Genomic DNA, 23,838 nt, shown 5'->3' on the forward strand with positions numbered 1-23,838 from the left:
CGCACGCCATGATGGCGGCGTGCGTACCAGGATTTCGAAAATCGCGGGCCTTTGCGGTCTATCGCTGGCCCTCTCGGCATGCGGCGGCGGCGACCGGCCCGAGGCCGAGACCGCGGCGAGCACCCCCTCCGCCAACCCCACCGACTGGCGCGCCGTCGCCACCCCGGCCGATCGCGACCGCCTTCGCCGCTGGCGTGAGGCATGGACGACGGCGCTCCCCGCCGCCCGCGCGGCCGAGCCCGCGAAGATCGCGGCGGAGGGCGCGCTGTTCGACCCGGACCGCGCGCTCGCCAATCCCGCGCCCCCGGCGGGTCGCTATCGCTGCCGCGTGTTCAAGCTCGGCTCGCCGCGACCCGGCGGGCTCGCCTATGTCGCCTATCCCTATTTCGACTGCCGCGTCGGCGACGAGGGCGAACTGCTCAGCCTGTTCAAGGTCTCGGGCTCGCAGCGGCCGGTCGGGCTGATCTTCCCCGACGTCCCCACGCGCCGCGTCTTCCTCGGCACGCTGGTGCTCGGCGACGAGCAACGCGCGCTCGATTATGGCCAGGACGGCGATCGCGACATGGCGGGCGTGATCGAACGCGTCGGCGAGCGGCGCTGGCGGCTGGTGCTCCCATGGCCGCGGTTCGAATCGCAGCTCGACGTGGTGGAGCTGGTCCCGGCGGGGTAAGGGTTTCGGGGCACGTGCTTCGACAGGCTCAGCGCGAACAGGTTTCCACCTGATCGCCGTTCGTCCTGAGCTTGTCGAAGGACGTGTACGAGGCGCCGCATCTCAACCCAATCGTCACCCCGGACTTGTTCCGGGGTCCACCTGTCCGATTGTCCAGCGGCTGGTTTGGCTGGGTCGCGGGAATCGGCGCAATCGACCCGATAGGCACGCCACCGAGGCACGGTGGACCCCGGAACAAGTCCGGGGTGACGGCTAGGAGCTAGCCGCCGTTCGGCACCACCAACTCCACCCGCCGGTTCTTCGCGCGGCCCGCCGGATCGTCGCTGCCGTCTGGCCGTGCGTTCGGCGCCACCGGCTCGCTTTCGCCCTTGCCCGACACCTCGAACCCGCGCGTGCGCACACCGACCTGCTGGCCCAGCCAGTCCGCCACCGCCTGCGCCCGCGCGACCGACAGCTTCTGGTTATAGGCATCGTCGCCCTTGTCGTCGGTATGGCCGATGACCTTGAGCGCGCCCGGCGGGCTGCGGCGGATGAGGTCGGTCGCCTTGCGAAGCTGATCCTCCGCCGCCGGCGTCAGCGTCGCCTTGTCGAACTCGAAGAGCGCGTCGGAGGGCAGGTCGATGACGAGCCCCATGTCGGTGACGCGCGTGTTGAGGCCGCTGACCGCGCCCGTCAGGCTGCTCACCGTCCCGCGCATCCCGCTCCCGGTCGCACTCACCGCAGCGGGCGCGGGCTCAGCGGGTTCGGCCGCATTGCCCGTCGCCGCCGCGCTTTGCTGCTGCTCGGCGCCCGAACAGGCCACGAGCCACGCCGCCGTGACCAGCGCCGCCGCCACTCTCATCGCGTCACGGGCACGCCGTCGAAGGGCGCCACTTCGGGAAGGTTGATCGAAACCGTCTGGCTGGTGGCGGGCGGTGCCGGGAACTTTGCCCAGATGATGCCGGGCTTGGCGGTGCAATCGGCGGTCATGAAGTCGCCGCTGACCTTCGAAGCCATCCACTTGCCCTCATTGTCCTTGAGGATCGAGATGCGCTGCGACGTGGCGTCGTCGATGACGCTGATGTCGGACACCCTGAAGCTTTCGGTGTTGATGCGCTCGCTGCTCGCACAGCGAAGCGTCACGGTCAGGATGTCGCCCGTCACCGCCACCTTGAGCAGGTCGACCTGCGAACCGTCGGGGCCGGGCTGGCTCTGGATGACCGTCGCCGCCGCCATCGGCGTGACCACCGGCTGCTCGGGAGCGGCCACGTCGCGGGTCACGCCGCCGGACGCGGCCGGTGCCGAGGTGTCGCGGACGGTGACCAGCGACGAGTTCTGCGTCGCCGCTTCATCCGACTGGTTGCACGCGCCGAGCAGCGCACCGCCCGCCAGCACGACGGCCACCGATGACCTGAGCATCAATATCCTCCCGTAACGATCGTCGGCAATATACGGCCATTTCGTGGCGAGGTTCCAAGTCGCCCGCTTTCCAGTCGGTGCGCCAGCGGGTTAGAAGCCCGGCATGCGCCTGCTGCTCCCCGCCTTCGCCCTCCCCGCCCTTACCCTTCTTGCCGCGCCCGCCGCGGCGCAGGAACCCGTCCGCGACGCGACCGCGGCGCAAATGTCCGCATTGACCGCGCTCTACCGCGATCTCCACGCCAATCCCGAACTCGCCTTTCAGGAGAAGCGCTCGGCCAAGCTGATGGCGGACGCGGCGCGCAAGGCGGGTTTCACCGTGACCGAGGGGGTCGGGGAGACCGGCGTCGTGGCGGTGATGAAGAACGGCGCCGGACCGACGCTGTTGATCCGCACCGACATGGACGGACTGCCCGTCGCCGAGAGCACCGGCCTCCCGTTCGCGTCCAAGGCGCGCGCGACCACCGCGGAGGGCACCGAGACCGCGGTGATGCACGCGTGCGGTCACGACACGCACATGGCTGGCTGGGTCGGCACGCTCAACAACCTGGCCAAGATGAAGGATCGCTGGTCGGGCACGCTGGTGATGATCGCGCAGCCCGCCGAAGAACGCGGATTGGGGGCCAAGGCGATGCTCGATGCCGGCCTCTACACGAAGTTTCCGAAGCCCGACGTCGCGCTCGCTTTCCACGACAGCGCCTCGCTGCCCGCCGGCACGATCGGCGTGCGGCCGGGTTTCGCGCTGGCGACGGTGGACTCGGTCGATCTCAAGGTGCGCGGCGTCGGCGGGCACGGCGCCTATCCCAGCGGCACGCGCGATCCCGTCGTGCTCGGCGCCAAGATCGTGATGGCGCTCCAGACGCTCGTCAGCCGCGAGAACGACCCGCAATCGCCCGCGGTCGTCACCGTCGGCAGCTTTCGCGCCGGCACCAGCCACAACGTCATCGGCGACGAGGCGACCTTGCTCATCACCGTCCGAAGCTACGAGGAGAAGACGAGGCGGCTCCTCCTCGACGGCATCGCCCGGATCGCGCGCGGCGAAGCGATCGCGAGCGGCGTGCCCGAGGATCGGATGCCGGTCATGACCGTGCGACCGAATGCGACGCCGGCCACGTTCAACACCGACCCGCTGACCGGGCGGATGCGGGATGTGTTCGCTGCGCGCTTCGGCAAGGATCGCGTCGCCGACGTGCCCGCCGCGATGGTGGGCCAGGATTTCAGCCGCTTCTATCTCGCCGACAAGGAGCATGTGCAGAGCCTGCTCTTCTGGGTCGGCGGCGTGCCGCAGGCCAAATGGGATGCAGCGCAGCAGGGCGGCCCCGCCCTCCCCTCGCTCCACAGCCCCGATTGGGCGCCCGATGCCGAAAAGGTGATCGCCACCGCCGCCGAGGCGATGACGGCTGCTGCGATTGAGGTGCTGAAACGCGGCTGACTCTGCTGCGAAGATCCTATAGCATCCGCCGAAACGGAGGGGCGGATGCGGGTCTGGCTGGCGATTGGCGCATTGATGGTGGCGGGGACGGCGGCGCTGGCGCAGGCGCCGACGAGCGATCAGGCGCGGGCGGACATGATGAAGCGGATGCGCATCACGCGGCTGATCCCCGGCCCGGCGGCGGACCCCGCCGCGCCGAACGCCGCCAATTATGACGAGGCGAGAGCCAATCCGTATCCCTCGCTGCCCGACGCGCTGACGACGACGGCGGGACGGCCGGTGCGAACCCCCGCCGACTGGTGGCGCGTCCGCCGGCCGGAGATCGCCGCCGCCTATGCGCGCGAAGTCTATGGCGAGGTGCCCGCGAACGCGCCGCGTATCGACTGGCGCGTGACCATCACCGACCGGGAGCGCGTCGGCTTCACGCCGGTGATCGCGCGGCGCGTGATCGGCCATGCGGAGGCCGCCGATGCGCCCGGCCTGTCGGTCGATATCCGCATGACCGTGGTGACGCCCGCCGATGCGAAGGGGCCGGTGCCGCTCCTCGTCATGTATGGCCGCGACGACTTCCCGGCGCCGTCGCAGCCCAGCCGTGCCGAGTTCGAGCGGATCGACGCCGCGATGAAGGCGGCGCTGATCGCACAGGATGCGACGCTGAAGGCGGTGTTCGACGCGCATCCCGCTTTTACGCTCGCCCAGCAGCCGCCCTTCGCCTTTCCGCAGCGCGACGCGCAGGGTGACCTGCCCCGTCCCGATCAGGTGATCGCCGCCGGCTGGGGCTATGCGATGCTGGATTCCGAGACGATCCAGCCCGACGACGGCGCGGGGCTGACGCGCGGCGTCATCGGCCTCGCCAACCGCGGCCAGCTTCGCAGTCCCGAGCAATGGGGCGCGCTTCGCGCCTGGGCCTGGGGGGCGAGCCGCGCGCTCGACTTCCTCGCCGCCGATCCGGCGGTCGACGGCAAGCGCGTCGGGATCGAGGGCGTGTCGCGCTATGGCAAGGCAGCGCTGATCGCGATGGCGTTCGACGATCGCTTCGCCGTCGCGCTGGTGGGATCGTCGGGCAAGGGCGGCACGACGCTCCTCCGCCGCAACTATGGCGAGGCGGTAGCGAGTCTTGCGGGCGGGCAGCATCACTGGATGGCGGGCAATTTCATGCGCTATGCCGCGGCCGAGGGGCGCGACGTTCGCAATCCCGGCGACCTGCCCGTCGATGCGCACCTCCTGCTGGCGCTGTGCGCGCCGCGGCCCGTCTTCATCAGCTATGGCGTGCCCGAAGCGGGCGACGCGCACTGGCTCGACCATCGCGGCAGCCTGATGGCGGCAGTGGCGGCGGGGCGGGTCTATCGCCTGCTGGGCGCGCGCGATCTGGGCCTCGGCGACGACTGGCGCGCCGCGACCTTGCCGCCGGTGAACACGGGGCTGCTCGAGAGAGCGCTGGCATGGCGGCAGCATGATGGCGGACACACCGATACGCCGAACCTGACGATCTTTGCGAAATGGGCGGACCGGCAGCTCGGGGTGGTGCGGTAGGGCGGCGTTCCGGGCACGTCCTTCGACAGGCTCAGGAAGAACGGCGAGGAACATCCCCAACCCCGTTCGTGCTGAGCTTGTCGAAGCACTGCCTTCTTCTCGACCGGCAAGAAGAAAAGGCAGCCCTTCGACAGGCTGAGGGCGAATGGGTTTTGAGTTTTGTCCACTTCCCGTTCGTGCTGAGTAGAGACCGAGCGAAGTCGAGGGCTCGTATCGAAGCATCGTCGACGCTCGATCGCATGTCCTTCGATAGGCCGCTTCGACAGGCTCAGCGGCTACTCAGGACGAACGGGTGGCCATGGTGGGCATTCGCACGCGCTAGGCGATCTCGAGCAGCCGCTCCGCCTGTGCCCGAGCTTCGGGCGTGACCTCCGCGCCCGACAGCATCCGTGCGATCTCCTCGCGTCGCTCGTCCGCATCCAGGGGCGTGACGCCGGTGCGGGTGACGGTGCCGTCGCTCGACTTGGCGATGCGGTAATGCCGGTCGCCCCGCGCCGCCACTTGCGGGCTGTGCGTGACGACGAGCACCTGGTTGCGGCGTGAGAGCCGCGCAAGCCGCTCGCCGATCGCACTCGCCACCGCACCGCCGACCCCGCGATCGATCTCGTCGAAGACGAGCGCGCGCGCGCCGCCCTCTTCGGCCAGCGCGACCTTCATCGCCAGGATGAAGCGCGACAACTCGCCGCCGCTGGCGATCTTCATCAGCGGCGCGAACGGCGCGCCCGGATTGGTCGATACCTCGAACTCGACGCGGTCGCTGCCCTCCGGCCCCCAGGCCTCGCGAGCGTTGGGCGCGACGACGGTGCGGAAGCGCGCGGCGTCGAGCTTGAGCGGCGCAAGCTCGCCCGCCACCGCCTTGTCGAGCCGGACGGCCGCGGCGGTGCGCTGCGCCGACAGCGTTTCGGCGGCGGCGGCATAGCGCGCCTCGGCATCCGAAGCGGCGCGGGTCAGCGCGGCGATCCCCGCCTCGCCCCCTTCGACCAGCGCCAGCCGCTCCGCCAAGTCGGCGGCAAGCGCGGCGAGATCGTCAGGCTGAACGCGGTGCTTGCGCGCCAGCCCGCGAAGCTCGAACAGCCGCGCCTCGTCCGCCTCCAGCACCGCAGGGTCGAAGGCGAGCGCATAGGCGGCCGCGTCGATCTGTTCCTGGGCGCCTGCGCCCTCGACGATCGCGCGGTCGATCGCCGCCAGCGCCTCGGCAAGCGCCGGGTGCGCGTCGCCCGCACGCTCCAGGATGCGTGCCGCCTGCCGCAGCCGCGACAGCGCCCCGTCCGATCCGTCGAGCAGGTCTGCGACCGCAGAAAGCTCACCCGCCGCCCGCTCGCCGCGCTGCATCGTCGCGCGCCGTTCGGCGAGGCTTGCCTCCTCGCCCGGTTCCGGCGCGAGCGCCGTCAGTTCCTCGACCGCATGCGCCAGATAGTCGCGGTCGCGCTCCGCCACTGCCTGTGTCTCACGCGCCTCGTCCAGCTTCGCCAGCGCCGCCCGCCACTCGCGCCACGCGGCGCCCACCGCGGCGGTATCGGCGCGCGCGAACGCGTCGAGCAGCGCCCGGTGTCCGCGCGGGTTGAGCAGGCCGCGGTCGTCGTGCTGGCCATGGATCTCGACCAGCATCGCACCGAGTTCGCGCAGCAACGCCGCCGATGCCGGCTGGTCGTTGACGAAGGCGCGGCTGCCGCCATCGGCCTTGACCAGCCGCCGGATCATCAGCGGCTCGCCTGGCTCGAGATCGAGGCCGTTGTCGGCCAGCAGCGCGGCGATCGGGCTATCGGCGGCCGGCGTCTCGAAGCTCGCGGTCACCACCGACTGAGCTGCACCGTGACGCACCAGCCCGCTGTCGCCCCGCGCGCCCAATGCCAGGCCGAGTGCATCGAGCAGGATCGACTTGCCCGCGCCGGTTTCGCCCGTGAGCACGCCCAGGCCGGGCACGAAATCGAGGTCGAGCGCCTCGATCAGCACGACATCGCGGATCGACAGCGCCGTCAGCATCGAGTGCGCGCCCCGTCCGGGATCAGGCGCCCGCCTGCTGGATCTCGGTCGCGGGCTTCACCACCTGCTGCGGCGGCAGCACCGGATATTCCTCGACCAGCTTGTAGGCGCGCTGATACCAGTCGGTGCCCGGATAGTTGGCGCCGAGCACGGCAGCCGACTTCTTCGCCTCTTCGCGCAGGCCCAGGTTCAGATACGCCTCAACCAGGCGCATCAGCGCCTCTGGCGCATGGCTCGTCGTCTGATACTGATCGACAACCGAGCGATAGCGCATCGACGCCGCCAGCCACTGACCACGGCGGCCATAGAAGCGGCCGACCTCCATCTCCTTGCCGGCCAGGTGATCGCGGACCAGGTCGACCTTCAGCCGCGCATCGGCGGCATAGCGCGTGTCGGGATAGCGACGCGACAGCTCACCCAGCGCGTCGAGCGCCTGCTGCGTGATCTTCTGGTCGCGCGTCACGTCGGTGATCTGCTCGTAATAGCCGAGCGCGATCAGGTAATAGGCATAGGGCGCGTCGCGATTGCCGGGGTGGACCGACAGGAAGCGCTGCGACGACTGAATCGACTCGGTGTAATCCTTGTTCAGGTAATAGCTGAACGCACTCATCAACTGCGCGCGGCGCGCCCAGATCGAATAGGGATGCTGGCGCTCCACCTCGTCGAACAAAGCCGCCGCCTGCTTGTACTGGCCGCGGTCCAGCCGCTGCTTCGCCGCGGTGTAGAGCGTGCCGACGTCGCGCGCGACATAGGGGAGGTCCGCCCCCTTGTTCGAACGCGCGCAGGCGGAAAGGCCGAAGGCGGCAACAGCGGTCGCGGCGAGCACGAACGGACGGGCGGTCAGGGTACGCATCGCGCCTCCTTACCCGAGGGGACAAGGGGCGAACAACGGATTTTTGGGCGGGCGGTGCGGCACCGCTTTTATCTTTGTCGTTGCGGAGCCGGAGCGAATGCGCTGCGTTGCAGCAGCTATCAGATTCCGCCGGAGAAATCGCCTTGCCCGCCACCAAGCTTGCCACCCACCGCGTCGAGAAGCCCTGGGGGCGCACGCACCTGTTTCCCGGCTTTCCCGACCCCGCGCCGGGCGCCGAGCCGATCGGCGAGGTGTGGTTCCAGGAGCCGGGCAATTCGACGCCCGACCTGCTCATCAAATATCTGTTTACCAGCGAGAAGCTGTCGGTTCAGGTCCACCCCAATGACGAGCAAGCTCAGGCGCGCGGCCTGCCCCGCGGCAAGGACGAATGCTGGCTGATCCTCGATGCCGAACCCGACTCGACGATCGCGGTCGGCACCGTCCGTCCGCTGTCGCAGGACGAGCTGCGCGCCGCCGCGCTCGACGGGTCGATCGAGGACCTGCTCTACTGGAAGCCGGTCAAGGCGGGCGACTTCCTCTATTCGGAATCGAACACGGTCCACGCGATCGGCGCAGGCATCACGCTGATCGAAGTGCAGCAGAACAGCGAGACGACGTATCGCCTCTACGACTATGGCCGGCCGCGCGAGCTGCATCTCGACGACGGTGTCGCGGTGTCGGACGCGGTGCCGTACGTCCCCTATGACTCGCCCGGCGAAGTCGAAGCGGGGCGGACGATCCTGGTCGAAGGGCCGAAGTTCGTGCTGGAGCGCTGGACCGGCGGGCGCGAGGTTTCGCTGCCCGATGGGGTCACCGCTTGGCTCGTTCCCGTACGCGGCAGTGGAAAGGTCGCCGATGTCGACTGGCAGGCAGGTGAATGCGTGTCGGTGACAGGTGAGGTAAAAGTCGAGGCAAATGAAGAGGCTGACCTCCTCTTTGCCTACCCCGGCACGACCCGTCTCTAGTCTGAACCGGCCGTAGTTTTACGTTCACGCAACTGTCCAGGGTTCGCGTCGTTCTTCCGCCACCAAAAAGCAGGAGGAAGTTCGATGCGTACCCCGATCCTCACCGCGCTGATTGCCGCCGTCGCGATCCCCGCGGTGCCCGCCATGGCCCAGCAGACGCCGGGCGAGTATAACCGCGAGTATCGCCGCGAAGTGCGCGATGCGCAGCGCGACTATCGCCGCGACCTTCGCAACGCCGATTCGCGCCGCGATGTGCGCGAGGCGCGCCGCGAATATCGCGAGGACGTGCGTGACGCACGCCGCGACCTTCGTGAGGACCGCCGCGACTGGCGCCAGGCCCGCAATTATGACTGGAACCGACTGCCCCCGGGTCAGCGCCGTTATTATGCCGACAACTATTATCGCGACGGCCGCTACTATGACCAGCGTCGCCTAGGTCGCAACGACCGCATCTATCGCGGCAACGACGGGCGCTATTACTGCCGCCGCAACGACGGCACCACGGGCCTAATCGTCGGCGCGGTCGGTGGCGGCGTGCTCGGCAACGTGCTGACCAACGGCAATTCGGGCCTGCTCGGCACGCTGATCGGTGGCGGCGCGGGTGCGCTGCTTGGCCGCGAGATCGACCGCGGCGGCGTCAACTGCCGCTGATCCACGGCCAGTAGATGAAGGGCCCGGCGAGCGATCGCCGGGCCCTTTTCCATGTCAGATGACGCCGCCGCCGAGCGCGAGGCGCAGCGCACCGATCACGATGATGATGAGGTTGAGATTCCGGCCGGCATTGCTGTCCGACAGCGCGCCCACGACGGCGCCGACCACGGGGATCATCAGCCCGAACCACAGCGACCATCCCAGGAACGGGATGAACCCGAACAGCAGGAACGGGAGCGCGACGAGGCCGATCAGGATCGAGAGCAGGTTCAGCATGGAAGTGATATAGTCCCCTAAGGCACCAGCTTCAATAGATGCTGGCCACCGGCAACAACACCTCGTTGCGGCGAAGGGGTCCCGGGACCGCCGGAGCATTGTAGAAGGCGTATTCCGGGTCGCCGGTCGGGCGAAGGCCATAGCCTTCCAGCCATTCGCGCAGCGCTGCTTCCTTCTCGGCGAGCAGCGCATCGTTCGCGCGGCCCGGAAAGCGGATCGCGGCCACACGGCGCGCGGGGATCGTCGTCGTGGCGACGTCGGGACCGGGCTCCGGCGGAGCCATGTCGAGGTAGCGCGGCGGCAGCACGAAGCGCGTCCGCCACCGATCGCCGTCGCGATCGGCAAGCACCGGCGCGGTCATCCCGATCCGCTCACCCGAGCGCGACTTGGCAAAGATGTAATCGGCAAGCGCGCGGAAGCCGGTACCCAGCGCCGCATCGCGATCGCCCGGCGCGGTCGCCTCGACGATCGGCAGCACGCCGTAAGCGCGCACCTCGATCGCCCCGTCCTTGAGCACGAGCGTATAGTCCGGCGTCGGCGTGCGCGTCAGCCACCACGCCGTCGCCCCTGCCACCGCCGCCGCGGCGATGCCGCCACCGATGATCTGCGTCCGCCGGTCGATCGTTCCTGCCATGAACCCTCCTTAGCCGCTATCTGTCCTACATTGTACCAAATCGGTTAGCGATCGAGTCGAACCAACGGCGGGAGCCTAGCATGGAAATCGACACGCTGATCGAGGAACTCATCGCGCGCGAGGGCGGGTTCGTCGACCATCCCGCCGATCGCGGCGGCGCGACGCGCTGGGGCGTGACGGAGGCGGTCGCGCGGGCGGCGGGCTATCGCGGGGCGATGCGCGACTATCCGCAAAGCGCCGCGTCGGGGCTGTATCGTGCGCGCTACTGGCTGGCGCCGCGCTTCGATGCGGTGGCAGAGCGCGCACCGCGGCTCGCGGCCGAGCTGTTCGACACCGGCGTCAACATGGGGACGAGCGTCGCCGCCGGCTTCCTCCAGCGCGCCCTCACCGCGCTCAACCACAATGGCCGCGACTATGCCGACATCGCCTTCGACGGCCGCATCGGCCCGCGCACGGTCGCCGCACTCGACGCCTTTCTCGACATCCGCGGCTCGCGCGGCGAGACGATCCTGCTCAAGGCGGTCGAGGCGATGCGGGGCGAACGCTACCTCCGCCTTGCGGAGCAGCGGCCCGCCAACGAGGCGTTCCTCTATGGCTGGCTCGCCAATCGCCTTGCCGATCCCAAGGAGGACGGCCGATGAGCGTGCTCGACGCCGTTATCGGTCCGATCGCAGGCTTGATCGACAAGCTCATTCCCGATCCGCGCGCGCGGGATGCGGCCAAGCTCGAACTCCTCAAGCTGCAAGGCAGCCAGGAACTGGAAGCGCTCCGAACCCAGCTGTCGGCGATCGTGGCCGAGGCCCAGTCAAGCGATCCCTGGACCAGCCGCGCACGGCCCGGCTTCCTCTATGTCATGTACGCGCTGTTCCTGTGGGCGATCCCCATGGGCCTGATCGCCGCCGCCAGCCCCGCCACCGCCGACGCGATCGCGCGCGGGATCACCGGCTATCTCCGCGCACTGCCGGAGGAGCTCTACACGCTCTTCGGCACCGGCTACCTCGGCTATGCCGCCATGCGCCAGTGGGGCAAGGTCAAGGGCGTGGAGAAATAGCGCCGCCCTTGGCAGCGCCCTTCCCCACCCCATATGCCGCGCCATGAGCAAGTCGAATGCGTGGCACGGCACGACGATCCTATCCGTGCGCCGCGGGGGCCGCGTGGTCATCGCGGGTGATGGCCAGGTCTCCGCCGGCCAGACCGTCATGAAACCCAATGCCCGGAAAGTCCGCCCGCTGGGCGACGGCAAGGTGATCGCCGGCTTTGCGGGCGCGACCGCCGACGCTTTCACGCTGTTCGAGCGGCTGGAGGCCAAGCTCGAGCGCCACCAGGGACAGCTCCTGCGCGCCGCAGTCGAGCTTGCCAAGGACTGGCGCACCGACAAGTTCCTCCGCAATCTGGAGGCGATGCTGATCGTCGCCGACAAGGACGTGACGCTGGTCGTCACCGGCAACGGCGACGTGCTGGAGCCCGAGGCGGGCATCGCCGCGATCGGATCGGGCGGCAACTTTGCGCTCGCTGCTGCCCGGGCGCTCGCCGACTACGAACCCGATCCGGAGGTGCTGGCACGCAAGGCGATGGGCATCGCCGCGGAGCTGTGCGTCTATACCAACGACCGGCTGACCGTCGAAGCGCTCGACAGCGCGACGTGACCGTCATCCCAGCGAACGCTGGGATCGCCCTCAATTTGGCGTGCCCTTGCCGCACGCGATCCCAGCCCTCGCTGGGATGACGAAGTGGAAGACATGAACGACACCCTCACCCCCAAGGCGATCGTCGCCGCGCTCGACTCGCACATCATCGGGCAAAAGGACGCCAAGCGCGCGGTTGCCGTCGCGCTGCGCAACCGCTGGCGCCGTCAGCAGCTGTCGCCAGACCTGCGCGACGAGGTTTCCCCGAAGAACATCCTGATGATCGGCCCCACCGGCTGCGGCAAGACCGAGATCAGCCGCCGCCTGGCGAAGCTGGCCGACGCGCCCTTCGTCAAGGTCGAGGCGACGAAGTTCACCGAGGTCGGCTATGTCGGCCGTGACGTCGAACAGATCGCCCGCGACCTGGTCGAGGAAGCGATCCGGCTGGAAAAGGAACGCCGCCGCGTCGCGGTGAAGGACAAGGCGGAAGCCGCGGCGATGACCCGCCTGCTCGACGCGCTGACCGGCAAGGATTCAAGCCAGGCGACGCGCGAGGCGTTCCGCCAGCGCCTGAACGAAGGCCATCTCGACCATACCGAGATCGAGATCGAGCTGGAGGCGTCGAGCCCGATGCCGTTCGAGATCCCCGGCGGCGCGCCTCAGATGATCAATCTGGGCGAGATGATGCGCGGGCTCGGCGGGCCGCAGCTCAAGCGGCGCAAGATGAACGTCCATGACGCTTGGGCCAAGCTGGTCGAGGAGGAGGCCGACAAGCGCCTCGACCAGGACGAGGTCCACCGCGCGGCGCTCGCCGATGCGGAGGCGAACGGCATCGTCTTCCTCGACGAGATCGACAAGATTGCCGTCAGCGATGTGCGCGGCGGATCGGTGAGCCGTGAGGGGGTGCAGCGCGACCTCCTGCCGCTGATCGAGGGCACCACCGTCGCCACAAAATACGGACCGATGAAGACCGATCACGTCCTCTTCATCGCCTCGGGCGCGTTCCATGTCGCAAAGCCGAGCGACCTCCTGCCCGAGCTTCAGGGCCGCCTGCCGATCCGCGTCGAGCTGAAGGGCCTGACCGAAAACGATTTCGTCGCGATCCTGACCGACACCAAGGCGAGCCTGCCCGAGCAGTATCGCGCGCTGATCGGCACCGAGGGGGTCGAGATCGCCTTTACCGACGACGGCATCCGCGCGGTCGCGCGCATCGCCGCGCAGGTGAACGGCGAGGTCGAGAATATCGGCGCCCGCCGCCTACAGACGGTGATGGAGAAGCTGCTGGAGGAAGTGAGCTTCGACGCCGAAGACCGCGGCGGTTCGACGCTGACGGTCGATGCGGCCTATGTCGAGGCGCAGCTCTCCGGCATCGCGCGGAACACCGACCTCAGCCGGTACGTGCTGTGATCGAGAAAATAGCGGCTATCTTCAAAATGTCGTCATCCTGGACTTGATCCGAGATCCCGCTTCTTTCTTCTTCACACTCGAGCAGAAGAAGCGGGACCCCGGATCAAGTCCGGGCGACTATAGGGTTCCGATTGGCGGCGATCCGGATCAGCGTTCCCGCCGATAGGGCGTGAAGTTGCCGTAGCGGCAGAACGGCCCCGGGATCGCCGCGCCGCCGCGCTGGACCGTGCGGAAGCGGTCGTTGCGGCAGAGCTGCCCGCCGAACACCTCGGCGATGACGATCTGGTCGCGATTGATGAACGGGCAGCCCTCCACCCTCGTCACCCAGGTCGTGCCGGCGTCGCGATAGACGAGCGCGTCGGGCGCGATCAGTTGCGGGCCGGAACTTTGCTGGGGATCGATGCAGCGCTGCGGCGGGCCGGCGACGCGACCCTTTGTCGCGGCGGCAAGCTCCCGCTCGCCGCGGGCGCGGGTGTCGGACGCTGCGCGCTCGGTCGAGGTGCAGCCCGCGACCAATGCCGCCGCCGCCAGCACGAGGCCCGCTCGCATCAGCTCCGCCGCTTGCGATAGGGGACGAAGTCGCCCAGCGCACACGATCCCGTGTTGAAGCGCGACGCACGATCGACCGTCCGCGCGATGTCGCCGCGGCACAGCCGCCCGAGCGGGGTCGAAGTGACGAGGATGTCGTCACGCTCCAGCGCGCAGCCGCCCGTCGTGTCATTGCGATAGACGAGGTTGCCGCTCACTTCGTAGATGATGGTATCGCCATAATATTCGGTGCGCCGCGGGTTGGTGATCGGCATGCACGATTGCGGCTGTTCGGCGGTGAAGCCCGCCAGCGCCTTGTCGAGCCGCGCGGCACTGTCGGCGCGGCGCTCGGCGGTGCGAGCCTGCTGTTCGGGCGTGGCGGCGCACCCGCCGACCAGGGCGGCGGCGGCGAGCGCGAGAAAGGCAGTTCGCGACATGGGCTTGTCCTCCAACCGAGCTATCGAGCGCTTCAACGCATGAACACAGGCTGAGCACCCTATCCTGCTTAAAATTGGTCTTTTTTCGTTCGGAGCGCCGCCAGCTGATCGGCCGATCCGGCGCGCACGAAGGGGTTGGTGGCGCACTCATCGGCGATCGTCGTCGGCACCGTCGCTTCGCCTGTGGCACGCGCGGCCTCGACCGCCTGCAACCGCTCGGCTATCGCGTCATTGTCGGGCTCGACATGCGCGGCGAACCTGGCGTTCGACAGCGTGTACTCGTGTGCGCAGTAGACCGCCGTCTCGGGCGGCAGCGTCGCCAGCCGCTGGAGCGCCGCGTGCATCTGCGCGGGCGTCCCCTCGAACAGGCGTCCGCACCCCATCGCGAACATCGTATCGCCGACAAAGGCGAGCGCCGGGTCGGCAAACACGAAGCTGACATGACCCGCGGTGTGCGCGGGCGTTTCCCAGACCGCCGCCTCGATCCCGCCGACCGACACCCTATCGCCCTCGGCGATCAGGCGATCGGCGGTCGCGATCTTCGCCGCCTCCACTGCCGGCGCGACGACGACGGCGCCGTGCGCGTCCTTGACCGCCTGGTTGCCGCCGGTGTGGTCGGGGTGCCAGTGGGTGTTCCAGACCTCGCCGAGCCGCCAGCCGCGCGCATCCGCCGCGGCAAGCACCGGCCCCGCCTCCCCCGGATCGACGACGACGGTCTCGCCGCTCGCCGCGTGATGGATCAGCCAGACATAATTGTCGCTGAGCACGGGGACGCGAACGATCTCAAGCGGTGAAGGCATCACCAGGTTCCGGTATTGGGCATCGACGACCAGGGCTCGGCGGGCGGCAGCGGATCGCCCGCCTGGAGGAGCTCGATCGAGATGCCATCCGGCGTCTTCACGAACGCCATGTTGCCGTCGCGCGGCGGGCGGTTGATCGTCACGCCGCCGTCCATCATCCGCTGACAGGTCGCATAGATGTCGTCGACACGATAGGCGAGATGGCCAAAATTGCGCCCGCCCGAATAGGTCTCGGCATCGCTGCCATCCTCGGGGGGCCAGTTGTAGGTGAGCTCGACCTCGGCCTTCGCACGCTCGCCGGGACCGTTCATGTCCTCGGGCGTGGCAAGGAAGATCAGCGTGAAGCGGCCCGCCTCATTCTCCATCCGCCGCACTTCCTTGAGCCCCAGCAGCTCGAAAAAGGCGATCGTCGCGTCGGGATCGGTGACGCGGATCATGGTGTGCAGATAATTCATGGTGGACTGCGCTCCGTTCATCGTATGTAAGCAACGGTTCATCGGCGAAGTATCAGGATCGCCGTTCGACCATATGGGGAGTGGAGGCCGATGGAAAAGCGTGGATCGACGGTGCTGATCGCGGCGGCGCTGATCGCATTGGGGCTGGTGATCGGCGGCTATCTGCTGGGCGACGGCCTGCGCCGGTCGCGCGCGGCGGATCGTTCGGTGACGGTGCGTGGACTGGCCGAGCGCGACGTGACCGCCGACCTGGCCGTCTGGACGCTCAACTATGCGCGGTCGGGCGAGGATCTCGCCGCGGTGCGCGCGCAGGCGGATGCGGATACCGGCGCGATCACGCGGTTCTTCGCCGGGCTCGGCTTCCCCGCCGATGCGCTCCGGCCGGCGGGCGCGAGCGTGATGCAAAGCTATGACAATGGCGTCCAGCGCTTCACCGTGAACCAGCGACTCCAGCTTCGCACCGGCGACGTCGCCCGGGCACAGCGCGCCGCGGCGCGCCAGTTCGACCTGGTCCGCGACGGGGTCGTGCTTCAGGAGGGGTCGGGCATCACCTACAGCTTCACCAAATTGAACGACATCAAGCCGCCGATGGTGGCGGAGGCGACCCGCGACGCCCGTGCCGCGGCCGAGCAGTTCGCCAAGGACAGCAACACCGGCGTCGGCGCGATCAAGAGCGCGACCCAAGGCTATTTCTCGGTCGAGGCGCGCGACGGCGACCAGGGGAATTACGGCGTGGCGGACACGCCGTTCAAGAAGGTGCGCGTGGTGACGACGGTGGACTTCTACCTGCGCTGACGCGGCGCGGCCCGCCGCAGCCAGCGACGAAAGCGCGCGCGTTTTCCGTCACCTGACGCTATGTCCTCGCGCTCGGGCGCAAACGACGTCCTGGGGAGTGCCGCTTGGAGCCATTGCTGCTGATCGCCGTGATCGCGCTGGGGATCGTGCTCGCCGACACGCGTCGCCGGCTCGGCCGGGCGGAGGCGGCGCTGCGCTGGCTCGACAACCGCCGCGCCGACGACGCCCCCGTGGCGCCCGACGACGCGGTCGTCGTCCGCCGCCAGCCGCCTGCCTTCGAGCCCCGCTCCGTGCCGACGCGCGCCGTCCCCCAACCTGCCGAGCGTGAGGCGATCGAGGCGCTGGCGGCGCCGCCCGCCCGCGCCCCGGCGCGTGATCTCGAAAGCCTGATCGGCGGGCGTTTGCCGGTATGGATCGGCGGCGCGGCGCTGGTGCTTGCGGGCTTCTTCCTCGTCCGCGCAGCGATCGACAGCGGGTGGTTCGGGCCGGGCATCCGCGTCGCGCTCGCCTGCCTGCTCGCGCTCGTGCTGATGGCGGCGAGCGAAGTCGCGCGCCGCCTTCCCGCGACCGCCAGCGACCCGCGCATCGCTCAGGTGCTGGCCGGCGCAGGCGTGGCCAGCCTCTATGCGACGCTGTATCTCGCGGCCGCGCTTTATCACCTCGTCGCGCCGCTGCCCGCGTTCGTGCTGCTGCTCGGCATCACTGGTGCAGGCCTCGCGCTGTCGATCCGGCACGGACCACCGACCGCGATCATGGCGCTGATCGGCGGGTTCCTCGCGCCGCTGGTCGCCGGCTACGACGCGGCGGGCGTCGCGCCGCTGCTCGTCTATCTCGCGCTGCTGCTCGGCGCTTTGTTCGTGCTGGCGGTGCGACGCGGCTGGGGCTGGCTGGCGGTGGCGAGCGCGGCGGCGGGGTTCGGGTGGACCGGCTTTCTCGCGCTCGTGCTTGACGGGCCGGAGCGGACGATCGTCGGCGGCTTCATCGTCGCCTTGTCGATCGCCGCGGCGGCGGCGCTGCCGGCAAGCGGCGCGCGCGGGCTGCCGCTTCGCGTCGCCCCGCTGGCGCTCGGTCTGGCGCAGTTGTTCGCACTGGCACCCGCGCTCGACTTCTCGGGGCTCGGCTGGGCGTTCTATCTCGTCCTCGCCGGCGCCGCGGCAATGCTGGCGTGGCGCGACGCCCGGCTGGTGCCCGCGCCGCTGATCGCCGCCGTGCTCGTCCTCGTCCTGCTCGCGCTCGCCCCGCCCGAGCCCGCCACCGGCCTGGCCGCGATCGCGACGACGCTCATCCTGGGCGGCGCCGGCGTCGCGCGGTCCCGCGCGGCGCAGGGCTGGGCCGCGCTCGCGGTCGTCGCGCTCGCGGGGCCGCTGGCGGTGCTCCAGCTAGGCACCCCGCAGCTCCTGCCACGCGCCGCCTGGGCACCGTTCGACCTGGCCGTCATGGGCGCGGCGCTTTGGCTTGCCTGGCGCCATCGCGACCGGGTCGAGGGCGCCGATGCCGGGTTGATCGGCGGCGTGCCCGCAGGGGCAGGCGCAGGGGTGCTCGCCGCGATGGCGCTGTTCGGCGAGAATGCCGCCAGTATCGCGCTCGCCGTCGCGATCGTCGCGGTGGCGGAGGCGGGGCGGCGCAGCGGCGCGCGCGCGCTATCGACCGCTGCCGCCGTGCCGCTCGCGCTCGGCATCGCCGCCGCCTATCGCGAGATCGCCGGGCTGACCGAGGGGCTGATCCGCTCGCTCGCCGGCGAGGAACTGATCTACCCGCATCTGCCGCCGGCCGGCGATGTGGCGCTTCACCTGCTCCCGGTCGCAATCGCCGCGCTGCTGCCGCTCCGCGCACCCGGCGGCTATGGCGCGTGGCGCCGGCCGGCGGCGATCGCCGCGGGGCTGCTCGCCGCCGCGACCGTCTATCTCCTCATGAAGCAGCCGCTGGCGATCGGCGACGACGCTCGATTCGTTCGCTTCGGCTTCGTCGAGCGCGCGGCGATCACGCTGGCGGCATTGGGCGCTGGGCGGCTGCTCGCGACGCGAGCGCCGCTCGCTGCCCGTGCGCTCGCCATCGCGGCGCACGCGCGGATCGTCTGGTTCGACCTGCTTCTCCTCGCGCCCTATTTCGCGCCGCAATCGGTCGGCGCGATCCCGCTCCTCAACGCCGCGGTCCTCCTCCCCGCGCTATCGGCGGCGATGCTCTGGACCTGGGGCGAGCGGCGGTGGCGCGTGCCCGCGCTCGGCCTCATGCTCGTCGCCGCGCTGGCGGCGATCCGGCAGGCGGCGCAGGGCGACATCCTGACCGGCGCGATCGGCACGGGCGAGAATTGGGGCTATTCGGCGGCGATGCTGATCCTCGCGCTCGTCTGGCTGTGGCGGGGCCTCACCAGCGGCGCGCGCGACCTGCGCTTTGCCGGGCTCGGCCTCGTCATGGTGACCGCGCTCAAGGTGTTCACGATCGACGTCGCGCTGGAGGGGCTGCTCCGCGTCGTCTCCTTCCTCGGCATCGGCGTCACGCTGATCGCGATCAGCTGGGCCTACACCCGCTTCCTGAAGAGCCCTCACCCCAACCCATAATGGCTCGCCAGCCGGTCGAGCGCGAGGCCCAGCACCACCCGCCCCGCCCGCGCGGGCCAGCCCATCGCGCGCTCGGCGGCGGGCACGGGTTCGTTGGCGCAGACAACGCGCCACAGCATGTCCGCAAGGCCCGGGCCGACCGCGACCACCGCCGCGTCGAACCGCTGCTTCGCCGCGATCTGTGCGCTCGTCGGATCGAGCGCCTCCGCCCGCGCGTGGCGTCCGGACGGTGCCGCGTCCCAGCGCATCGTCAGCAACGGCGCCAGCTGCGCCCGCTCGTAATCGGCGCGCAGCCGCTCGCCCGCCTCGACCTGACGCGCACTCAACAGCCCGCGCGACGCAAGCCAGCCGAGCGGCGATTCGGCCAGGTTCACCGTCACCCGTCGCCCGCCCTTGCGCGGCGGCGCCGCCGTCACCCGTCCATCCTCGAACCCGCGTTCCACCCACTCGCGCATGAAGGCACCTCCCGATCGATGCCACTTGCCACGATGGCACGGTTGTAGGACAGGGTGCGAACCGATCCGGTTAGGAGCCGTGCCGATGATTACCGCCATCCGCGAAGTCCGCCGCGCCCGCGGCCTGACGCTCGACGACGTCGCGCGCGCCTGCCAGCCGCCGACGACGGCACAGACGATCGGCCGGCTCGAAACGGGGACGCGCACCGTCTCGGTCGCCTGGCTCAACCGCATCGCCGCCGCGCTCGGCGTCGAGGCGGCCGACCTCGTCCGCCTGCCCGAGCGCCCCGAACTCCCCGTCGCGGCGCTGCTCGGCGGCGAGGGCGCTCGCGCACCGCAGCGGGCGGAGCAGGTGGTGCCGCCCGTCCTCGCCCCCGGCCTCGTCGCGGTGCGCGTCACCGGCAGCATCGGCGACTATCGCGCAGGCGACGAGCTCTGGTGCGAGCGGCTGGACCCCGCCCGCTTCGGCCGTGCGCTCAATCGCGACGTGCTGGTGCCCCGCCCCGCCGGCCGCTTCGTGTTCGGACGGATGATCGACCGCGACGGCGGCCGCCTCCAGCTCCTGCCCCCCGGCCCCGGCGCGCGCCAGATCGTCGCCGCCGACCCGCCATGGCTGGCGATGGCGGTGCGGCTCGTCCGCGCACTCTGACAAACTTCTGCGACAGGCGGGGCCTAATCGACCTCGACGCGTTTCGCGCCGGAGTCATCATGCGTAACCTTGCCTTTCTCCCGATCGTCCTCGCTCTGCCCGCCGCCGCCCAGGCGCAAGCGGTTTCGGGAGAACTCGCCGACACCGCCGCCGACGAGGCCGATGCGGCAACCGAGGATGGAGGCGGCGAGATCGTCGTCACCGGCCAGCGTCCGCGCGGATCGGTCGCTGGCGACATTCCGCCCGAACAGACGCTCTCGCCCGCCGATGTCCGCGCATTCGGCGTCAGCACCATCGCCGAGCTGCTCACCGAATTGTCGCCGCAGACCGGCAGCGGCCGGGGGCGCGGCGGCGAAGGGCCGGTGCTGCTCCTCGAAGGACGCCGCATCTCCGGCCTGCGCGAGATTCGCGACATCCCGACCGAGGCGATCGCCCGCGTCGAGATCCTGCCGGAGGAAGTCGCGCTCAAATACGGCTATCCCGCCGATCAGCGCGTGGTGAACATCGTCCTTCGCCGCCGCTTCCGCGCGATCACGGCGGAGCTGGAGGGCGGCGCGCCCACCGCGAGCGGCAGCGCGAGGAGCGAGGCGGACGTCAACTACCTGCGCATCAACCGCAGCGGCCGGCTCAACATCGACATGGAGGTCTCGGGCGAAAGCGCGCTGACGGAGGCCGAGCGCAACCTCCTCCTCAACCCCGCGGGCCTCCCCTACTCGCTCGGCGGCAACGTCGTCGCCGCGAACGGATTTGGCGAGATCGACCCGGCCTTGACCGCGCTCGCCGGGCAGACCGTCACCGCCGCGCCCGTCACGGGCGCAAACCCGTCGCTTGCCGACTTCGCGGCGGGTGCCAATGCGCCGTCGCTCACCGATCTCGGCGCGTTCCGCACGCTGCGGCCGCGTACGCGGTCGGTCGAGGGCAATGCGGTCTATTCGCGCAACCTGCCCGGCGATATCGCCGCCACCGCCAATCTGGGGTTCACCGCCAGCAACACGCAAGGATTGGTCGGCCTGCCCACCATCGATGTGACGCTGCCGGGTGCCAGCCCCTTCTCGCCCTTCGACAGCGACGTGCGCGTACTCCGATACTCCGACGCGACCAGCGCGCTGACGCGAGAGACACGGTCGCGCAGCGTGCAGGCTGGCTTCAGCGCCAACGGCAATGCCGGCGAGTGGCGCTGGACGCTGACGGGCAGCTATGATCGCAGCCAAACCGATACGGAAACCGAGCGCCGCCTCGCCCTCGACGACTATCGCGCCGGGGTCGCGACGGGCGCGGTCAATCCGTTCGCCGCGCTCCCCTCGCTCGGCCTAGCCGCCAGCGACACCGCGCGATCGGTCAGCAACACCGCGGAGCTCGAGGGGCTGGCGAACGGCAGCCTATTCACATTGCCCGCAGGCGACGTCGGCGCATCGTTCCGCATGGGTGTCGGCAGCCGCGACCTCGACAGCCGATCGAACCGCGCCGGTTTCATCCAGACGAGCGACGTCACGCGCCGCAATGCGGGCGCACGCGTCAATTTCGACCTGCCGATTGCCAGCCGCCGCCGCGATGTGCTCGCCGGCCTTGGCGACCTGTCGTTCAACCTCAACGGCGCGGTCGAGCAGCTCTCCGACTTCGGCACGCTGACGACGGTCGGCTACGGCGCCAACTGGTCGCCCGCCCCGCGCCTTCGGTTCCTGGCCTCACGCACGCATGAGGAGGGCGCACCAACCCCGCAACAGATCGGCGCGCCGTTCCTGCTGACGCCGAACGTCCGCACCTTCGACTATGTGCTCGGCCAGACGGTCGACGTAACGGAGATCACCGGCGGCAATCCCGGCCTGACCGCCGACCGCCGCGATGCGCTGAAGCTCGGCGCGAACTGGCGGCCGATCGCCGACCTCGATCTCGACCTGCGTGCCGACTATACCGCGAACACCATCGACGGCGCGATCGCGAGCTTCCCCGCCGCGACAGCCGCGATCCAGGCCGCGTTCCCGGAGCGCTTCCTGCGCGGCGATGGCGGGCGGCTGGTCCAGATCGACACGCGCCCGATCAACTTCGCGCGGACCGAACGGTCTCAGCTTCGCTGGGGCATCAACCTGTCGCTGCCGGTCACCGGCACGCTCCAGCGCCGCGTGCGCGCCGCGCGTGAGGCCGGGCAGGACCCCCGCGCGGTCCTGCGCGAGGCGCTCGGCGACCGAGCGCCGCAGGGACGGCGGCGCGAGGGCGGCGAAAATGCCGGCGAGCGCCCGCGCCGCGCCGGCGGCGGCGAGGGACCGCGCGGCGGCGGCTTCGGCGGGCGCGGTGGTGGCGGGCGCGGCGGCGGTGGCTTCGGTGGCGGCGGCCGCGTTCAGTTCGCGCTGTTCCATACGCTTCGGCTCAAGGATCGCATCCTCATTCGGGACGGCCTGCCCGAGCTCGATCTGCTGGGCGGCGACGCGGTCGGCGCGCGGGGCGGTCAGCCGCGGCATCAGGTCGAGCTGCGGAGCGGCTTCACCAAGGATGGCCTGGGCATCCGCGTCAATGCCGACTGGCAGTCGGCGACGCGCGTCACCGGCCTCACCCCCGCGGAAGATCTGCGCTTCGGCAGCCTGTTCACGCTCAACCTGCGCGGCTTCGCCAATCTGGGCCAGGTCGCGCCGAAGACCGAGTGGCTGCGCGGCGCGCGCGTGTCGCTCCGGCTCGACAACCTGCTCGACCGGCGCATCCGCGTCACCGACGCCAACGGCGCGACGCCGCCGGGGCTTCAGCCCGCCTTGCTCGACCCGCTGGGGCGCTCGTTCCGGGTGGAGCTGCGCAAGCTGTTCTGATCGGCGACGGCGCGGATCGGCCCGGCGGGTGCATCGTCGCCGAAGCCGGAGCGGCGATAGAGCAAGGTGATCGCCACGCGCCGGTTGCGCGGGTCGCTGGGGTTGTCGACGATCATCGGCTGGCGATCCGCCACCCCCTCGATCCGCTCGAACCGCGCTTCGCCGACGCCGCCGCTCGCCAGCCGGCGGCGGGTCGCCTCGGCCCGGCCGCTCGACAGCATCCAGTTGTTCATGCGCAGCGGATCGTCATAGCCGAGCGAATCGGTATGGCCGCGGATCATGATCGGGTTTTCCATGCCGCCGATGCTCGACGCGATCATGCCGATCAGCGAATTCGCCTCCGGCACCAGCACCGTTGTCCCCAGGTCGAACATCGAGTATTTGGCATCGTCGACCAGGTCGATGCGCATGCCGTCGCGCGTCTGGACGAAGCGGATGTGCCGCGCGAGCTTGGCCATGCGGCCGTCCTGCTTCATCTTGGCCTGAAGCGTCGCGCGCATCCGGCTGAAGTTCTTGCGATCCTCCTGCCGCATCGCCGACTGGTCCTTCAGCGTGCCCTTCTCGCCCGACCCCTCGCGGTTGCCGCCATCGGCGCCGATCGGGATCGTCATCGACCGCGTGCCCGTCTGGCCAGCGCGATTGGGATAATTGTCCTTGTCGGTCAGGCTGGACCCGCCGAACATGCCGTTCGACCCGGCCGAATTCTGCTTCAGCTCGATCAGTGTGGGCGTGAAATAGTCGGCCAGCGCCTTGCGCTGCTTCTCCGTCGTCGCGCCGAGCAGCCACATCAGCAGGAAGAACGCCATCATCGCCGTCACGAAATCGGCATAAGCGACCTTCCACGCGCCGCCGTGATGGCCGCCATGCCCCTCGACGAACACCTTCTTGACGATGATCTTGGGCGGCTGGTTGTTGCCGTGCGGCGCCCGGGCGGCGGGCACC

The 23,838-nt window shown here is 69.9% G+C and carries 25 protein-coding genes; 13 read left to right on the forward strand and 12 right to left on the reverse strand.

What is annotated here, in order from left to right; genetic code table 11:
• The first annotated feature begins 19 nt into the window (after positions 1 to 19).
• Positions 20 to 670: a DUF4893 domain-containing protein gene (locus tag RS883_RS14620; protein ID WP_315760915.1), complete on the forward strand. Its 651-nt coding sequence runs from the start codon at positions 20 to 22 to the stop codon at positions 668 to 670.
• Between the two features lie 259 nt (positions 671 to 929).
• Here RS883_RS14620 and RS883_RS14625 read toward each other — a convergent pair whose 3' ends face one another.
• Together RS883_RS14625 and RS883_RS14630 are read right to left on the reverse strand one after the other, a co-directional pair.
• On the reverse strand, positions 930 to 1,511 hold the full coding sequence (locus RS883_RS14625) for an OmpA family protein (protein ID WP_315760916.1): 582 nt from the start codon (positions 1,509 to 1,511) through the stop codon (positions 930 to 932).
• Positions 1,508 to 2,068 carry a hypothetical protein gene (locus tag RS883_RS14630; protein ID WP_315760917.1) on the reverse strand — a complete coding sequence of 187 codons (561 nt, stop codon included), beginning with the start codon at positions 2,066 to 2,068 and terminating at the stop codon, positions 1,508 to 1,510. The genes RS883_RS14625 and RS883_RS14630 overlap by 4 nt, the downstream gene beginning before the upstream one ends.
• Positions 2,069 to 2,171: 103 nt before the next feature.
• On the opposite strand from RS883_RS14630, the gene RS883_RS14635 reads away from it, so the two are divergent.
• Entirely contained in the window at positions 2,172 to 3,497 is a 1,326-nt protein-coding gene (locus tag RS883_RS14635) for an amidohydrolase (RefSeq protein ID WP_315760918.1), read from the forward strand.
• Between the two features lie 45 nt (positions 3,498 to 3,542).
• Entirely contained in the window at positions 3,543 to 5,030 is a 1,488-nt protein-coding gene (locus RS883_RS14640) for a hypothetical protein (RefSeq protein WP_315760919.1), read from the forward strand.
• A gap of 318 nt (positions 5,031 to 5,348) precedes the next feature.
• Here RS883_RS14640 and recN read toward each other — a convergent pair whose 3' ends face one another.
• Positions 5,349 to 7,013, reverse strand: a complete 1,665-nt coding sequence (gene recN, locus RS883_RS14645) for a DNA repair protein RecN (protein ID WP_315760920.1) — start codon at positions 7,011 to 7,013, stop codon at positions 5,349 to 5,351.
• Between the two features lie 22 nt (positions 7,014 to 7,035).
• Positions 7,036 to 7,866: an outer membrane protein assembly factor BamD gene (locus RS883_RS14650; protein WP_315760921.1), complete on the reverse strand. Its 831-nt coding sequence runs from the start codon at positions 7,864 to 7,866 to the stop codon at positions 7,036 to 7,038.
• A gap of 143 nt (positions 7,867 to 8,009) precedes the next feature.
• Between RS883_RS14650 and RS883_RS14655 the strand changes: the two genes are divergently transcribed.
• Together RS883_RS14655 and RS883_RS14660 are read left to right on the forward strand one after the other, a co-directional pair.
• The gene (locus RS883_RS14655; protein WP_315760922.1) at positions 8,010 to 8,831 is read left to right on the forward strand and encodes a class I mannose-6-phosphate isomerase; all 822 of its coding nucleotides are present in this window, start codon (positions 8,010 to 8,012) and stop codon (positions 8,829 to 8,831) included.
• 84 nt (positions 8,832 to 8,915) lie between these two features.
• A complete protein-coding gene (locus tag RS883_RS14660; protein ID WP_315760923.1) occupies positions 8,916 to 9,482 on the forward strand; it encodes a glycine zipper 2TM domain-containing protein in 567 nt (188 codons plus the stop codon).
• Between the two features lie 54 nt (positions 9,483 to 9,536).
• Here RS883_RS14660 and RS883_RS14665 read toward each other — a convergent pair whose 3' ends face one another.
• Positions 9,537 to 9,758, reverse strand: a complete 222-nt coding sequence (locus tag RS883_RS14665) for a hypothetical protein (RefSeq protein WP_315760924.1) — start codon at positions 9,756 to 9,758, stop codon at positions 9,537 to 9,539.
• A gap of 31 nt (positions 9,759 to 9,789) precedes the next feature.
• On the reverse strand, positions 9,790 to 10,392 hold the full coding sequence (locus tag RS883_RS14670; protein WP_315760925.1) for a heme-binding protein: 603 nt from the start codon (positions 10,390 to 10,392) through the stop codon (positions 9,790 to 9,792).
• An 80-nt stretch (positions 10,393 to 10,472) separates the two neighbouring features.
• On the opposite strand from RS883_RS14670, the gene RS883_RS14675 reads away from it, so the two are divergent.
• The 4 genes from RS883_RS14675 to hslU all read left to right on the forward strand — a co-directional run bounded on the left by RS883_RS14675 (position 10,473) and on the right by hslU (position 13,424).
• A complete protein-coding gene (locus tag RS883_RS14675) occupies positions 10,473 to 11,033 on the forward strand; it encodes a glycoside hydrolase family 108 protein (RefSeq protein WP_315760926.1) in 561 nt (186 codons plus the stop codon).
• Positions 11,030 to 11,443, forward strand: a complete 414-nt coding sequence (locus tag RS883_RS14680; RefSeq protein ID WP_315760927.1) for a holin family protein — start codon at positions 11,030 to 11,032, stop codon at positions 11,441 to 11,443. Before RS883_RS14675 ends, RS883_RS14680 begins: the two co-directional genes overlap by 4 nt.
• Before the next feature lie 43 nt (positions 11,444 to 11,486).
• Positions 11,487 to 12,038, forward strand: coding sequence for an ATP-dependent protease subunit HslV (gene hslV, locus RS883_RS14685; protein ID WP_315760928.1), 552 nt, complete (start codon positions 11,487 to 11,489; stop codon positions 12,036 to 12,038).
• A gap of 93 nt (positions 12,039 to 12,131) precedes the next feature.
• A complete protein-coding gene (hslU, locus tag RS883_RS14690) occupies positions 12,132 to 13,424 on the forward strand; it encodes an ATP-dependent protease ATPase subunit HslU (RefSeq protein ID WP_315760929.1) in 1,293 nt (430 codons plus the stop codon).
• A 147-nt stretch (positions 13,425 to 13,571) separates the two neighbouring features.
• Here the strand turns inward: hslU and RS883_RS14695 are convergent, their stop codons facing one another.
• The 4 genes from RS883_RS14695 to RS883_RS14710 all read right to left on the reverse strand — a co-directional run bounded on the left by RS883_RS14695 (position 13,572) and on the right by RS883_RS14710 (position 15,644).
• Positions 13,572 to 13,973 (reverse strand): hypothetical protein, encoded by a 402-nt coding sequence (locus tag RS883_RS14695; RefSeq protein WP_315760930.1) that lies wholly within the window; start codon positions 13,971 to 13,973, stop codon positions 13,572 to 13,574.
• A complete protein-coding gene (locus RS883_RS14700; RefSeq protein ID WP_315760931.1) occupies positions 13,973 to 14,389 on the reverse strand; it encodes a hypothetical protein in 417 nt (138 codons plus the stop codon). Before RS883_RS14700 ends, RS883_RS14695 begins: the two co-directional genes overlap by 1 nt.
• A 68-nt stretch (positions 14,390 to 14,457) precedes the next feature.
• On the reverse strand, positions 14,458 to 15,189 hold the full coding sequence (gloB, locus tag RS883_RS14705; RefSeq protein ID WP_315760932.1) for a hydroxyacylglutathione hydrolase: 732 nt from the start codon (positions 15,187 to 15,189) through the stop codon (positions 14,458 to 14,460).
• Positions 15,189 to 15,644 (reverse strand): VOC family protein, encoded by a 456-nt coding sequence (locus RS883_RS14710; protein WP_315760933.1) that lies wholly within the window; start codon positions 15,642 to 15,644, stop codon positions 15,189 to 15,191. The genes gloB and RS883_RS14710 overlap by 1 nt, the downstream gene beginning before the upstream one ends.
• Positions 15,645 to 15,734: 90 nt before the next feature.
• Between RS883_RS14710 and RS883_RS14715 the strand changes: the two genes are divergently transcribed.
• Together RS883_RS14715 and RS883_RS14720 are read left to right on the forward strand one after the other, a co-directional pair.
• Positions 15,735 to 16,439: an SIMPL domain-containing protein gene (locus tag RS883_RS14715; protein WP_315760934.1), complete on the forward strand. Its 705-nt coding sequence runs from the start codon at positions 15,735 to 15,737 to the stop codon at positions 16,437 to 16,439.
• A 104-nt stretch (positions 16,440 to 16,543) separates the two neighbouring features.
• Entirely contained in the window at positions 16,544 to 18,997 is a 2,454-nt protein-coding gene (locus RS883_RS14720; protein ID WP_315760935.1) for a DUF2339 domain-containing protein, read from the forward strand.
• Here RS883_RS14720 and RS883_RS14725 read toward each other — a convergent pair.
• Positions 18,982 to 19,452 (reverse strand): DUF6456 domain-containing protein, encoded by a 471-nt coding sequence (locus tag RS883_RS14725; RefSeq protein WP_315760936.1) that lies wholly within the window; start codon positions 19,450 to 19,452, stop codon positions 18,982 to 18,984. The two genes, RS883_RS14720 and RS883_RS14725, sit on opposite strands and share 16 nt — an antisense overlap.
• Before the next feature lie 85 nt (positions 19,453 to 19,537).
• Here RS883_RS14725 and RS883_RS14730 point away from each other — a divergent pair, with 85 nt between their 5' ends.
• Together RS883_RS14730 and RS883_RS14735 are read left to right on the forward strand one after the other, a co-directional pair.
• Positions 19,538 to 20,101, forward strand: a complete 564-nt coding sequence (locus RS883_RS14730; protein WP_315760937.1) for a helix-turn-helix transcriptional regulator — start codon at positions 19,538 to 19,540, stop codon at positions 20,099 to 20,101.
• Between the two features lie 59 nt (positions 20,102 to 20,160).
• Positions 20,161 to 22,896: a TonB-dependent receptor gene (locus tag RS883_RS14735; RefSeq protein WP_315760938.1), complete on the forward strand. Its 2,736-nt coding sequence runs from the start codon at positions 20,161 to 20,163 to the stop codon at positions 22,894 to 22,896.
• Here the strand turns inward: RS883_RS14735 and RS883_RS14740 are convergent.
• Positions 22,833 to 23,837, reverse strand: a complete 1,005-nt coding sequence (locus RS883_RS14740; RefSeq protein ID WP_315760939.1) for a flagellar motor protein MotB — start codon at positions 23,835 to 23,837, stop codon at positions 22,833 to 22,835. The genes RS883_RS14735 and RS883_RS14740 overlap by 64 nt on opposite strands.
• Between the last annotated feature and the right edge of the window lies 1 nt (position 23,838).

This window comes from Sphingomonas sp. Y38-1Y, assembly GCF_032391395.1.
GTDB lineage: Bacteria > Pseudomonadota > Alphaproteobacteria > Sphingomonadales > Sphingomonadaceae > Sphingomonas.